We start from the raw sequence: 12,715 nt of genomic DNA on the forward strand, positions 1-12,715 counted from the left end.
TTAGAACTCCAGCCCAGCTTCACGAGCAGCATCAGCCAGCGCTTTCACGCGGCCGTGGTACTTGAAGCCAGAGCGGTCGAAAGCCACCTGCGAGACGCCTGCGGCTTTCGCACGCGAAGCGACCAGCTGGCCAACCTTAGTGGCCGCGTCGATGTTGCCAGTGGCGCCATCACGCAGTTCTTTGTCCAAAGTCGAGGCGCTTGCCAGGACTTTGCTGCCGTCGGCCGAGATGACCTGGGCATAGATGTGCTGCGAAGAGCGGAACACGCAGAGACGCACGACTTCGAGTTCGTGCATTTTCAGGCGTGCTTTGCGAGCGCGACGCAGTCGAGTAACTTTTTTGTCGGTCATTTGCTATGCCCTACTTCTTCTTGGCTTCTTTACGACGGACGACTTCGTCCGCGTAACGCACACCCTTACCTTTGTAAGGCTCTGGTGGACGGAAATCGCGGATTTCAGCGGCCACTTGACCCACCAGCTGCTTGTCGATGCCCTTGATCAGGATATCGGTCTGGCTAGGAGTCTCAGCGGTGATGCCTTCCGGCAGTTCGTAGTCCACTGGGTGCGAGAAGCCGAGAGCCAGGTTCAGCACTGTGCCTTTAGCTTGTGCCTTGTAACCAACACCGACCAGCTGGAGCTTGCGCTCGAAGCCTTGGCTTACGCCTTGGACCATGTTGTTTACCAGAGCACGAGTGGTACCGGCCATTGCACGAGTCTGTTGGTCGCCGTTGCGAGCAGCGAAACGCAGCTCACCAGCTTCTTCAACGACTTCAACGGACGAGTGAACATTCAGTTCCAGAGTGCCCTTGGCACCCTTCACCGAAAGCTGTTGGCCGACGAATTTGACTTCGACACCAGCCGGCAGCTTTACGGGGTTCTTAGCGACGCGAGACATGCTTATCCCCCCTTAGAACACTGTGCAAAGAACTTCGCCGCCGACACCGGCAGCGCGCGCAGCACGATCCGTCATCACACCTTTGTTGGTGGAGACGATGGACACGCCGAGACCGCCACGAACTTTTGGCAGCTCATCGACGGACTTGTACTGACGCAGACCTGGACGACTTACGCGTTTGACTTCTTCGATGACTGGACGGCCTTCGAAGTACTTCAGCTCGATGGAAAGCGACGGTTTTGCTTCGCTGCTTACCTGATAACCCGCGATATAACCTTCGTCCTTCAGAACTTTGGCTACAGCTACCTTCAACGAAGAAGACGGCATGCTTACGACGGACTTTTCAGCCATCTGGGCATTACGGATTCGAGTTAGCATGTCCGCTAACGGGTCCTGCATACTCATGGGCTAGACGCTCCTGTTACAAAAAATTTTAGCCTTGCGGCTACTACGTCGCCGAGCAGACTGCGGTTCGAAAACCCAGGCTCAGGCGAGCCGGTCATTCTAGACATACCCCAGAAATGAATCAAGCCCCGTGAGGGGCTTGATTCGATCTCAAGGTCACCGGCGGTCGGCTGATTGCTCAGCCTCGCGCCAGGACTTTGGGAGTACGGCTTACCAGGAGGCTTTAACCAGACCTGGTACGTCACCGCGCATTGCTGCTTCACGCAGCTTGTTACGGCCCAGGCCGAACTTGCGGTAAACGCCGTGTGGACGACCAGTGATGCGGCAGCGGTTACGCATGCGCGAGGCGCTTGCGTCACGTGGCTGCTTCTGCAGAGCTACGGAAGCATTCCAACGCTCTTCGTCACTTGCGTTCAGATTCACGATGATAGCTTTCAGCTCAGCACGCTTCTTGGCGTATTTTGCTACCGTCAGCTGACGCTTCAGCTCACGGTTCTTCATGCTCTTCTTGGCCATTTTCCTACTCCAATCAGTTGCGGAACGGGAAGTTGAAAGCACGCAGCAGAGCGCGGCCTTCTTCATCCGAACGAGCAGTGGTGGTCAGGGTAATGTCCAGACCGCGCAGAGCATCGATCTTGTCGTAATCGATTTCCGGGAAAATGATCTGCTCTTTCACGCCCATGCTGTAGTTGCCACGACCGTCGAAGGACTTGGCATTCAGGCCGCGGAAGTCGCGTACCCGAGGCAGGGAGATCGCCAGCAGGCGGTCCAGGAATTCGTACATACGATCGCGACGCAGGGTAACCTTGACGCCAATCGGCCAGCCCTCACGGACCTTGAAGCCTGCAATCGACTTACGAGCGTAAGTGACGACAGCCTTCTGGCCGGTGATTTTTTCCATGTCGGCAACAGCGTGCTCGATGACTTTCTTGTCGCCGATCGCTTCGCCCAGACCCATGTTCAGGGTGATTTTGGTAACGCGCGGAACTTCCATCACGTTCGACAGCTTAAGTTCTTCTTTAAGCTTCGGAGCGATTTCCTTCCGGTAAATCTCTTTCAGTCGTGCCATGGTCTTCTACCTAGCAGTGTTCAAGCATCAACCGCTTTTTGGGTCGACTTGAAGACACGAATTTTTTTGCCTTCTTCTACTTTGAAACCAACGCGGTCAGCCTTGTTGGTTTCGCCGTTGAAGATGGCGACGTTGGAAGCGTGCAGAGGCGCTTCTTTCTCGACGATACCGCCCTGTACGCCCGACATCGGGTTAGGCTTGGTATGACGCTTCACCAGGTTGATCCCACCAACGACCAGACGGTCGTCAGCGAGAACCTTCAGCACCTTACCGCGCTTACCTTTGTCTTTGCCGGCGATCACGATGATCTCGTCGTCACGACGAATCTTTTGCATGTCGGATCTCCTTACAGCACTTCTGGGGCGAGCGAGACGATCTTCATGAACTTCTCGGAACGAAGCTCACGGGTCACTGGCCCAAAGATACGGGTGCCGATCGGCTCTTGCTTGTTGTTCAGCAGAACAGCAGCGTTGCCATCAAAGCGGATAATGGAGCCGTCAGCGCGACGAACACCGTGGCGAGTGCGGACTACGACAGCAGTCATCACTTGGCCTTTCTTCACCTTACCGCGAGGAATTGCTTCCTTGACGGTAACTTTGATGATGTCACCGATACCAGCGTAACGACGATGCGAGCCACCCAGCACCTTGATGCACATAACGCGACGAGCGCCGCTGTTATCGGCCACATCGAGCATGGATTGAGTCTGAATCATATAATTTCTCCGACCCCTAGCCCTTAGACTTCCACAGCGCGTTCGAGAACTTCAACCAGTGCCCAGGACTTAGTCTTGGCCAGCGGACGAGTTTCACGAATCGAAACTTTGTCGCCGATGTGGCATTGGTTGGTTTCGTCGTGCGCGTGCAGCTTAGTCGAACGCTTAACGTATTTACCGTAGATCGGGTGCTTTACGCGACGCTCGATCAATACGGTGATGGTCTTGTCCATCTTGTCGCTGACGACACGGCCAGTCAGCGTACGGACGGTTTTTTCGGCTTCAGCCATGATTACTTACCTGCCTGCTGGTTGAGCACAGTTTTCACGCGAGCGATGTCACGCTTCACTTGCGAGAGCAGGTGAGACTGCCCCAACTGGCCAGTTGCTTTCTGCATGCGCAGATTGAACTGGTCGCGCAGCAAGCCGAGCAGTTGCTCGTTCAGTTGCTGTGCTGATTTCTCACGAAGTTCATTCGCTTTCATCACATCACCGTCCGCTTAACAAAGGAGGTGGCGAGAGGCAGCTTTGCAGCTGCCAAGGCGAATGCCTCACGCGCCAGCTCTTCAGAAACACCCTCGATTTCATACAGGACTTTGCCTGGCTGAATCTGGGCAACCCAGTACTCGACGGAACCTTTACCTTTACCCATCCGCACTTCGAGAGGCTTCTTGGAGATCGGCTTGTCCGGGAATACACGGATCCAGATCTTGCCGCCACGTTTTACGTGACGGGTCAGGGCACGACGTGCCGACTCGATCTGACGGGCGGTGAGACGACCGCGGGCAACAGCTTTCAAGGCGAACTCGCCGAAGCTGACTTTGCTACCGCGCAGTGCCAGACCACGGTTGTGGCCAGTCATCTGCTTGCGGAACTTCGTACGCTTAGGTTGCAACATTTGGCGTACCCCTTACTTAGCAGCTTTTTTACGAGGCGCTGGTGCTTGTGGTTTCAGTTCTTCTTGGCGACCACCAATTACTTCGCCTTTGAAGATCCAAACCTTCACACCGATCACACCGTAAGTGGTGTGAGCTTCGTAGGTGGCATAGTCGATATCGGCACGCAGGGTGTGCAGTGGCACACGACCTTCGCGATACCATTCAGTACGTGCGATTTCAGCACCGCCGAGACGACCGCTCACTTGGATTTTGATGCCTTTGGCACCAATGCGCATGGCGTTCTGTACGGCGCGCTTCATAGCGCGACGGAACATTACGCGACGCTCCAGCTGCTGAGCTACGCTCTGGGCAACCAGCATACCGTCGAGTTCCGGCTTGCGGATTTCTTCGATATTGATGTGCACAGGCACACCCATCTGCTTGGTCAGGTCCTGACGCAGTTTCTCAACATCTTCACCTTTCTTCCCGATAACGATACCAGGACGAGCGGTGTGGATGGTGATGCGTGCAGTTTGAGCCGGACGATGGATATCGATACGGCTTACGGACGCGCTTTTTAGTTTGTCTTGGAGATACTCACGCACCTTCAGATCTGCGAACAAGTAGTCCGCATAAGTCCGACCGTCTGCGTACCAGACGGAGGTGTGCTCCTTGACGATTCCCAGGCGAATGCCAATGGGATGTACTTTCTGACCCATCTGATCGACTCCGTTACTTGTCAGCAACCTTGACAGTGATATGGCAAGACCGCTTGACGATGCGATCAGCCCGGCCTTTGGCACGAGGCATGATGCGCTTCAGCGAACGCCCTTCGTTAACGAAAACGGTGGAGACCTTCAGGTCATCAACGTCTGCGCCTTCGTTGTGCTCGGCGTTGGCTACGGCCGACTCCAGCACTTTCTTCATGATTTCCGCGGCTTTTTTACTGCTAAAAGCCAGCAGGTTGAGCGCTTCGCCCACCTTCTTCCCGCGGATCTGGTCGGCGACCAAGCGGGCTTTCTGGGCGGAGATTCGAGCGCCCGACAACTTAGCGGCTACTTCCATTTCCTTACCCCTTAACGCTTGGCTTTCTTGTCAGCCACGTGCCCGCGATAGGTGCGGGTACCGGCGAACTCGCCCAGTTTGTGGCCGACCATGTCTTCGTTCACGAGAACTGGGACGTGCTGACGACCGTTGTGTACTGCGATGGTCAGACCGACCATTTGTGGCAGGATCATCGAACGACGCGACCAGGTCTTAACTGGTTTGCGATCGTTCTTTTCCGCCGCCACTTCGATCTTCTTCAGTAGGTGAAGATCAATAAAAGGACCTTTTTTCAGAGAACGTGGCACTGTCGTATCCCTCTATTTACTTGCGACGACGGACGATCATTTTGTCGGTACGCTTATTACCACGAGTCTTAGCACCCTTAGTCGGGAAGCCCCATGGCGATACCGGATGACGACCACCGGAGGTACGACCTTCACCACCACCATGCGGGTGGTCAACCGGGTTCATGGCAACACCACGAACGGTTGGGCGAACGCCACGCCAGCGTTTGGCACCAGCTTTACCCAGCGAACGCAGGCTGTGCTCGGAGTTCGAGACTTCGCCCAGGGTCGCACGGCACTCAGCCAGTACTTTACGCATTTCACCAGAGCGCAGACGCAGGGTCACGTAGACACCTTCGCGAGCGATCAGCTGAGCCGAAGCACCAGCGGAACGAGCGATTTGAGCACCTTTGCCCGGCTTCAGTTCGATGCCGTGAACGGTGCTACCCACTGGGATGTTGCGCAGTTGCAGGGAGTTGCCTGGCTTGATTGGAGCCAGAGCGCCTGCGATCAGCTGGTCGCCAGCACTCACGCCTTTAGGGGCGATGATGTAGCGGCGCTCGCCGTCTGCGTACAGCAGCAGTGCGATGTGAGCAGTACGGTTTGGATCGTATTCGATACGCTCGACGGTGGCAGCGATGCCATCCTTGTCGTTGCGACGGAAGTCGACCAGACGGTAATGCTGCTTGTGACCACCACCTACGTGACGAGTAGTGATGCGGCCATTGTTGTTACGACCACCAGACTTCGATTTTTTCTCGAGCAGCGGTGCGTGAGGAGCGCCTTTGTGCAGCTCCTGGTTGACCACCTTGACCACAAAACGGCGGCCAGGGGAAGTCGGTTTGCATTTAACGATTGCCATGATGCACCCCTTCCTTACTCAGCACTGCTGCTGAAATCGAGATCTTGGCCTGGCTGAAGGGAGATAACTGCCTTCTTCCAGTCATTACGCTTGCCCAGACCGCGAGCAGTGCGCTTGGTTTTACCCAGAACATTCAGGGTAGTCACGCGCTCTACTTTCACGCTGAACAGGCTTTCGACGGCCTTCTTGATTTCCAGCTTGGTTGCATCAGTAGCAACCTTGAAAACGAACTGACCTTTTTTGTCTGCCAGAACCGTAGCCTTCTCGGAAACGTGCGGGCCAAGCAGAACTTTAAATACGCGTTCCTGGTTCATCCCAGCAGCTCCTCGAATTTCTTCACGGCCGACACGGTGATCAACACCTTGTCGTATGCGATCAGACTAACTGGATCGGAACCTTGCACGTCACGTACGTCGACGTGAGGCAGGTTGCGAGCAGCCAGGTACAGGTTCTGATCAACAGCGTCAGACACGATCAGGACGTCAGTCAGACCCATGCCATTCAGCTTGTTCAGCAGGTCTTTGGTTTTTGGAGCTTCAACAGCGAAGTCCTGAACCACGACCAGACGATCGGTACGTACCAGCTCAGCAAGGATGGAGCGCAGGGCAGCGCGGTACATCTTCTTGTTCAGCTTTTGCGAGTGGTCCTGAGGACGCGCTGCAAAGGTGGTACCGCCGCCGCGCCAGATTGGGCTACGGATGGTACCGGCACGAGCACGGCCAGTACCTTTCTGACGCCATGGGCGCTTGCCGCCACCGGAAACGTCGGAACGGGTTTTCTGCTGCTTGCTACCTTGACGGCCGCCAGCCATGTAGGCCACGACTGCTTGGTGAACCAGCGTCTCGTTGAACTCGCCGCCGAAAGTCAGTTCGGAAACTTCGATCGCTTGAGCGTCATTTACATTTAATTGCATTTCAGCTTCCCCTTAACCGCGAGCCTTGGCTGCCGGACGCACAACCAGGTTGCCGCCGGTAGCGCCAGGAACAGCGCCCTTGACGAGCAGCAGATTGCGTTCAGCGTCGACGCGCACAACTTCCAGGGACTGCACGGTCACGCGCTCAGCGCCCATATGACCGGACATTTTTTTGCCCTTGAATACACGACCAGGAGTCTGGCACTGGCCGATAGAGCCAGGGACGCGGTGGGAAACGGAGTTACCGTGGGTGTTGTCTTGACCGCGGAAGTTCCAACGCTTGATGGTACCGGCAAAGCCTTTACCCTTGGACTGACCGGTAACGTCTACCAGTTGGCCTGCAGCGAAGATTTCAGCATTGATCAAGTCGCCAGCCTGGTACTCGCCTTCTTCAAGGCGGAATTCCCAGACACCGCGACCAGCGGCAACGTTCGCTTTAGCGAAGTGACCTGCTTGAGCAGCAGTCACACGCGAAGCACGACGCTCACCTACAGTGACTTGCACTGCACGATAGCCATCGGTTTCTTCAGTTTTGAACTGGGTGACGCGATTCGGCTCGATCTCAATGACCGTGACCGGAATGGAGACACCTTCTTCGGTGAAAATACGGGTCATACCGCATTTACGACCGACTACACCAATAGTCATGTTGTAAACCTCATGAGTGTACGGGGCTTTCACCCGCTATGGCCGCCCATTTCAGAGCGTTACACGACTAAGACCCGAGTCTTAGCCGAGGCTGATCTGCACTTCCACACCTGCCGCAAGATCAAGCTTCATCAGCGCATCAACGGTTTTATCCGTTGGCTGGACGATGTCCAGAACGCGCTTATGAGTACGGATCTCGTACTGGTCACGCGCGTCTTTGTTGACGTGCGGGGAGACCAGAACGGTGAACCGCTCTTTACGGGTAGGCAGTGGAATTGGACCACGCACTTGAGCACCAGTACGTTTCGCGGTTTCCACGATTTCCTGGGTGGATTGGTCGATCAGGCGATGGTCAAAAGCCTTCAACCTGATACGGATTTGCTGATTTTGCATTGGATTTCAGACTCCAGGCTGCTATTCCCACCGGACGCACTACGCCCGATAAAAGGAGGCGTGATTCTATAGACGGGCCCATTGGGTGTCAACCGAATAAAAAAAACCCCCGCTGAGCGGGGGTTTTTCCTAGCTCATCGATTACTCGATGATCTTGGCTACGACGCCAGCGCCGACGGTACGACCGCCTTCACGGATGGCGAAACGCAGGCCGTCTTCCATTGCGATGGTCTTGATCAGGGTAACAGTCATCTGAATGTTATCACCTGGCATTACCATTTCAACGCCTTCTGGCAGTTCGCAGTTACCGGTCACGTCAGTGGTACGGAAGTAGAACTGAGGACGGTAGCCTTTGAAGAACGGAGTGTGACGACCGCCTTCTTCTTTCGACAGAACGTAGACTTCTGCGGTGAACTTGGTGTGCGGCTTGACCGAACCTGGCTTGACCAGAACCTGGCCACGCTCAACGTCGTCACGCTTGGTACCACGCAGCAGAACGCCGCAGTTCTCGCCAGCACGACCTTCGTCCAGCAGCTTGCGGAACATCTCAACACCGGTGCAGGTGGTGGTGGTGGTGTCACGCAGACCAACGATTTCCAGGGCGTCCTGAACGCGGACGATACCACGCTCGATACGACCGGTAACAACGGTACCACGACCCGAGATCGAGAATACGTCTTCGATTGGCATCAGGAACGGCTTGTCGATAGCGCGCTCAGGCTCTGGGATGTAGCTGTCCAGAGTCTCAACCAGCTTCTTGACAGCGGTGGTGCCCATTTCGTTGTCGTCTTTGCCTTCCAGCGCCATACGAGCCGAACCGATGATGATCGGGGTGTCGTCGCCTGGGAAGTCGTAGGTGGACAGCAGGTCGCGAACTTCCATCTCAACCAGTTCCAGCAGCTCAGCGTCGTCTACCAGGTCAGCCTTGTTCAGGAAGACCACGATGTACGGAACGCCTACCTGACGGGACAGCAGGATGTGCTCACGGGTTTGTGGCATCGGACCATCGGCGGCCGAGCAAACCAGGATCGCGCCGTCCATCTGGGCAGCACCGGTGATCATGTTCTTCACGTAGTCAGCGTGACCTGGGCAGTCAACGTGAGCGTAGTGACGAATGTTCGAGTTGTACTCGACGTGCGCGGTGTTGATGGTGATACCACGAGCTTTTTCTTCTGGAGCCGAGTCGATCTTGTCGAACTCAACAACGGCCGAACCGAAAACTTCGGAGCAGACGCGAGTCAGAGCAGCGGTCAGGGTGGTTTTACCGTGGTCAACGTGGCCGATGGTGCCAACGTTTACGTGAGGTAGGGAACGATCAAATTTTTCTTTAGCCACGACAGTGAACTCCTAGCCTAAAGGGGCTGAATCAGCCTTGTTTTTTAACGATAGCTTCGACGATGTTCGACGGAGCTTCGGAGTATTTGGAGAATTCCATAGAGTAGCTCGCGCGACCCTGAGACATGGAACGGACGTCGGTCGCATAACCGAACATCTCACCCAGCGGAACTTCGGCGCGGATAACTTTGCCGGAAACCGTGTCTTCCATACCCTGGATCAGACCGCGACGACGGTTCAGGTCACCCATCACGTCGCCCATGTAGTCCTCAGGTGTTACAACTTCGACCTTCATGATCGGCTCAAGAACAACACCGCCACCTTTGGTAGCCAGTTGCTTGGTCGCCATGGAGGCTGCCACCTTGAACGCCATCTCGTTGGAGTCGACGTCGTGGTAAGAGCCATCGAAAACGGTCGCCTTCAGGCCGATGAGCGGATAGCCGGCAACAACACCGTTCTTCATCTGCTCTTCAATGCCCTTCTGGATAGCAGGGATGTATTCCTTAGGAACCACACCGCCCACTACTTCGTTCACGAATACCAGACCTTCCTGACCTTCGTCTGCCGGAGCAAAACGGATCCAGCAATGGCCGAACTGGCCACGGCCGCCGGACTGGCGAACGAACTTGCCTTCGATCTCACAGTTCTTCGTGATCTTCTCACGGTAAGAAACCTGTGGTTTACCGATGTTGGCTTCAACGTTGAACTCACGGCGCATCCGGTCAACCAGGATGTCCAGGTGCAACTCGCCCATACCCGAGATGATCGTTTGACCAGTCTCTTCGTCGGTCTTGACGCGGAAAGAAGGGTCTTCCTGAGCTAGTTTGCCCAGTGCGATACCCATTTTTTCCTGGTCATCCTTGGTCTTTGGCTCAACGGCAACCGAAATAACCGGCTCCGGGAAGTCCATGCGAACCAGGATGATTGGCTTGTCAGCGGAGCACAGGGTGTCACCAGTGGTGACGTCCTTCATGCCGATCAGGGCCGCGATGTCGCCAGCGCGTACTTCCTTGATCTCTTCGCGGGTGTTTGCGTGCATTTGCACCATACGACCCACGCGCTCTTTCTTGCCCTTGACCGAGTTGATCACGCCGTCGCCGGAGCTCAACACGCCCGAGTAAACGCGAGCGAAGGTCAGGGTACCCACGAATGGGTCGGTAGCGATCTTGAACGCCAGAGCCGAGAACGGCTCGCTGTCGTCTGCATGACGCTCCATGGCAACAGTCTCGTCATCCGGGTCGGAACCCTTGATGGCAGGAATGTCGACAGGTGCTGGCAGGTAGTCGATAACGGCGTCCAGAACCAGGGGCACGCCCTTGTTCTTGAACGAGGAACCGCAAACGGCCAGAACGATTTCGCCGGCGATAGTACGCTGACGCAGGGCAGTCTTGATCTCTTCGATCGACAGCTCTTCGCCTTCCAGGTACTTGTTCATCAGCTCTTCGCTGGCTTCGGCGGCAGCCTCAACCATGTTGCTGCGCCACTCTTCAGCCAGTTCCTGCATGTCGGCAGGGATAGCTTCGCGACGAGGGGCCATGCCCTTGTCAGCGTCATCCCAGTAGACAGCTTCCATGGTCATCAGATCGATCTGACCCTGGAACTCGTCTTCCGCGCCGATTGCCAGCTGGATTGGCACCGGGGTGTGACCCAGGCGCTGCTTGATCTGACCTACAACGCGCAGGAAGTTAGCGCCTTGACGGTCCATCTTGTTGACGTAAACCAGACGTGGAACGCCGTATTTGTTGGCTTGACGCCATACGGTTTCCGACTGCGGCTCAACGCCCGAGGTACCGCAGAACACAACGACAGCACCGTCGAGTACGCGCAGCGAACGTTCTACTTCAATGGTGAAGTCAACGTGGCCGGGGGTATCGATGATGTTGAAGCGGTGCTTCTCGAACTGCTTGACCGAACCTGCCCAGAAGGCGGTAGTAGCAGCGGAAGTAATGGTAATACCCCGCTCCTGCTCTTGCACCATCCAGTCCATGGTCGCGGCGCCATCATGCACCTCGCCCATTTTGTGGTTTACGCCTGTGTAGAACAGGACGCGCTCGGTGGTCGTGGTTTTACCCGCGTCCACGTGAGCAACGATACCGATGTTACGGTAGCGTTTGATATCAGTTGTACGAGCCATAAAGCCCTCGCAAAATAATTGACGCTGGATTTAGAAGCGGTAGTGCGAGAACGCTTTGTTGGCTTCAGCCATACGGTGAACGTCTTCACGCTTCTTAACTGCAGCACCTTTGCCTTCGGCAGCGTCCAGCAGTTCGCCGGCCAAGCGCAGAGCCATGGACTTCTCACCGCGCTTGCGCGCGAAGTCTACCAGCCAGCGCATTGCCAGGGCGTTACGACGGGAAGGGCGAACTTCGACCGGAACCTGGTAAGTAGCACCGCCTACACGGCGCGACTTTACTTCGACCAGCGGAGCGATGGCGTCGAGAGCTTTCTCGAAGATTTCCAGTGGGTCGCTGTTCTTGCGTTCTTTAACCTTTTCCAGCGCGCCATAAACGATACGTTCGGCAACGGCTTTCTTGCCGCTTTCCATCACGTGGTTCATGAACTTGGCCAGGATCTGGCTGCCGTATTTTGGATCGTCAAGCACTTCGCGCTTGGCTGCTACGCGTCTTCTTGGCATGGATAAGCCCTCAAACGGTCTTCAGGTTAGCTCGGGACATCCCACCCTGAGGTGCGGGACCCGACCTTACTCTTATCGACTCAGAAAAATAGATAATTGCAATGTGCTGCAAGCGGCCATTACTTCGGACGCTTGGTACCGTACTTCGAACGACCTTGGTTACGACCTTTGACGCCGGAAGTATCCAGGGAGCCGCGAACGGTGTGGTAACGAACACCTGGCAAGTCTTTTACACGACCGCCGCGGATCAGTACCACGCTGTGCTCTTGCAGGTTGTGGCCTTCACCGCCGATGTACGAGGAAACCTCGAAACCGTTGGTCAGGCGCACACGGCATACTTTACGCAGTGCCGAGTTAGGTTTTTTCGGCGTGGTGGTGTACACACGGGTGCACACGCCACGACGTTGCGGGCAGTTCTGCAGCGCAGGTACGTCGGATTTCTCGACGATACGCTTACGCGGCTGACGTACCAGCTGGTTGATAGTTGCCATCTACTAGCTCCACTGTTGTCTTGCGACGCTATTGTCTTGCAAGAAAAGCAAAATGGCAGGACATACGTCCCGCCAGATTTAGGGGTACAAGAGTCTAAAGAGGATCTTGCCCCCAGTCAAGGCAAGGCCCCGCCCTCCCCGACCAG

The 12,715-nt window shown here is 55.7% G+C and carries 22 protein-coding genes; all 22 read right to left on the reverse strand.

The window, feature by feature from the left end; all coding sequences use genetic code 11:
* The 22 genes from rplR to rpsL all read right to left on the reverse strand — a co-directional run bounded on the left by rplR (position 1) and on the right by rpsL (position 12,569).
* Entirely contained in the window at positions 1 to 351 is a 351-nt protein-coding gene (gene rplR / locus RAM80_RS14100) for a 50S ribosomal protein L18 (RefSeq protein ID WP_008374147.1), read from the reverse strand.
* A 10-nt stretch (positions 352 to 361) separates the two neighbouring features.
* Positions 362 to 895 (reverse strand): 50S ribosomal protein L6, encoded by a 534-nt coding sequence (gene rplF, locus RAM80_RS14105; RefSeq protein WP_043861928.1) that lies wholly within the window; start codon positions 893 to 895, stop codon positions 362 to 364.
* A 12-nt stretch (positions 896 to 907) separates the two neighbouring features.
* Positions 908 to 1,300, reverse strand: coding sequence for a 30S ribosomal protein S8 (gene rpsH, locus RAM80_RS14110; protein WP_416427119.1), 393 nt, complete (start codon positions 1,298 to 1,300; stop codon positions 908 to 910).
* Positions 1,301 to 1,510: 210 nt separating this feature from the next.
* Positions 1,511 to 1,816 (reverse strand): 30S ribosomal protein S14, encoded by a 306-nt coding sequence (gene rpsN, locus RAM80_RS14115; RefSeq protein WP_416427120.1) that lies wholly within the window; start codon positions 1,814 to 1,816, stop codon positions 1,511 to 1,513.
* Positions 1,817 to 1,829: 13 nt separating this feature from the next.
* A complete protein-coding gene (gene rplE, locus RAM80_RS14120; RefSeq protein WP_416427121.1) occupies positions 1,830 to 2,369 on the reverse strand; it encodes a 50S ribosomal protein L5 in 540 nt (179 codons plus the stop codon).
* 20 nt (positions 2,370 to 2,389) lie between these two features.
* A complete protein-coding gene (rplX, locus tag RAM80_RS14125) occupies positions 2,390 to 2,704 on the reverse strand; it encodes a 50S ribosomal protein L24 (RefSeq protein WP_008374158.1) in 315 nt (104 codons plus the stop codon).
* 11 nt (positions 2,705 to 2,715) lie between these two features.
* A complete protein-coding gene (rplN, locus tag RAM80_RS14130; RefSeq protein ID WP_003243907.1) occupies positions 2,716 to 3,084 on the reverse strand; it encodes a 50S ribosomal protein L14 in 369 nt (122 codons plus the stop codon).
* Between the two features lie 23 nt (positions 3,085 to 3,107).
* Entirely contained in the window at positions 3,108 to 3,374 is a 267-nt protein-coding gene (rpsQ, locus tag RAM80_RS14135; protein ID WP_008374160.1) for a 30S ribosomal protein S17, read from the reverse strand.
* A gap of 2 nt (positions 3,375 to 3,376) precedes the next feature.
* Entirely contained in the window at positions 3,377 to 3,568 is a 192-nt protein-coding gene (rpmC, locus tag RAM80_RS14140) for a 50S ribosomal protein L29 (RefSeq protein ID WP_002555481.1), read from the reverse strand.
* A complete protein-coding gene (gene rplP / locus RAM80_RS14145; protein WP_003255479.1) occupies positions 3,568 to 3,981 on the reverse strand; it encodes a 50S ribosomal protein L16 in 414 nt (137 codons plus the stop codon). Before rplP ends, rpmC begins: the two co-directional genes overlap by 1 nt.
* Positions 3,982 to 3,993: 12 nt before the next feature.
* On the reverse strand, positions 3,994 to 4,680 hold the full coding sequence (gene rpsC, locus RAM80_RS14150) for a 30S ribosomal protein S3 (protein ID WP_027982006.1): 687 nt from the start codon (positions 4,678 to 4,680) through the stop codon (positions 3,994 to 3,996).
* 13 nt (positions 4,681 to 4,693) lie between these two features.
* Positions 4,694 to 5,026, reverse strand: coding sequence for a 50S ribosomal protein L22 (rplV, locus tag RAM80_RS14155; protein WP_003103908.1), 333 nt, complete (start codon positions 5,024 to 5,026; stop codon positions 4,694 to 4,696).
* Between the two features lie 11 nt (positions 5,027 to 5,037).
* Entirely contained in the window at positions 5,038 to 5,313 is a 276-nt protein-coding gene (gene rpsS, locus RAM80_RS14160) for a 30S ribosomal protein S19 (RefSeq protein ID WP_002555486.1), read from the reverse strand.
* Between the two features lie 16 nt (positions 5,314 to 5,329).
* Entirely contained in the window at positions 5,330 to 6,154 is an 825-nt protein-coding gene (rplB, locus tag RAM80_RS14165) for a 50S ribosomal protein L2 (RefSeq protein WP_416427122.1), read from the reverse strand.
* A 14-nt stretch (positions 6,155 to 6,168) separates the two neighbouring features.
* On the reverse strand, positions 6,169 to 6,468 hold the full coding sequence (rplW, locus tag RAM80_RS14170) for a 50S ribosomal protein L23 (RefSeq protein WP_008374165.1): 300 nt from the start codon (positions 6,466 to 6,468) through the stop codon (positions 6,169 to 6,171).
* Positions 6,465 to 7,067: a 50S ribosomal protein L4 gene (gene rplD / locus RAM80_RS14175; RefSeq protein WP_008374167.1), complete on the reverse strand. Its 603-nt coding sequence runs from the start codon at positions 7,065 to 7,067 to the stop codon at positions 6,465 to 6,467. The genes rplW and rplD overlap by 4 nt, the downstream gene beginning before the upstream one ends.
* 12 nt (positions 7,068 to 7,079) lie before the next feature.
* Positions 7,080 to 7,715 (reverse strand): 50S ribosomal protein L3, encoded by a 636-nt coding sequence (gene rplC, locus RAM80_RS14180; RefSeq protein WP_007924205.1) that lies wholly within the window; start codon positions 7,713 to 7,715, stop codon positions 7,080 to 7,082.
* Between the two features lie 81 nt (positions 7,716 to 7,796).
* The gene (rpsJ, locus tag RAM80_RS14185) at positions 7,797 to 8,108 is read right to left on the reverse strand and encodes a 30S ribosomal protein S10 (RefSeq protein ID WP_003186070.1); all 312 of its coding nucleotides are present in this window, start codon (positions 8,106 to 8,108) and stop codon (positions 7,797 to 7,799) included.
* 141 nt (positions 8,109 to 8,249) lie between these two features.
* Positions 8,250 to 9,443: an elongation factor Tu gene (gene tuf / locus RAM80_RS14190; protein ID WP_010220303.1), complete on the reverse strand. Its 1,194-nt coding sequence runs from the start codon at positions 9,441 to 9,443 to the stop codon at positions 8,250 to 8,252.
* Positions 9,444 to 9,474: 31 nt separating this feature from the next.
* On the reverse strand, positions 9,475 to 11,577 hold the full coding sequence (fusA, locus tag RAM80_RS14195) for an elongation factor G (RefSeq protein WP_416427123.1): 2,103 nt from the start codon (positions 11,575 to 11,577) through the stop codon (positions 9,475 to 9,477).
* Between the two features lie 30 nt (positions 11,578 to 11,607).
* Positions 11,608 to 12,078, reverse strand: coding sequence for a 30S ribosomal protein S7 (gene rpsG / locus RAM80_RS14200; protein WP_002555493.1), 471 nt, complete (start codon positions 12,076 to 12,078; stop codon positions 11,608 to 11,610).
* Between the two features lie 119 nt (positions 12,079 to 12,197).
* Positions 12,198 to 12,569, reverse strand: coding sequence for a 30S ribosomal protein S12 (gene rpsL, locus RAM80_RS14205; protein WP_003186084.1), 372 nt, complete (start codon positions 12,567 to 12,569; stop codon positions 12,198 to 12,200).
* Between the last annotated feature and the right edge of the window lie 146 nt (positions 12,570 to 12,715).

The sequence above is a fragment of the Pseudomonas sp. App30 genome (genome assembly GCF_047947025.1).
Lineage (GTDB): Bacteria > Pseudomonadota > Gammaproteobacteria > Pseudomonadales > Pseudomonadaceae > Aquipseudomonas.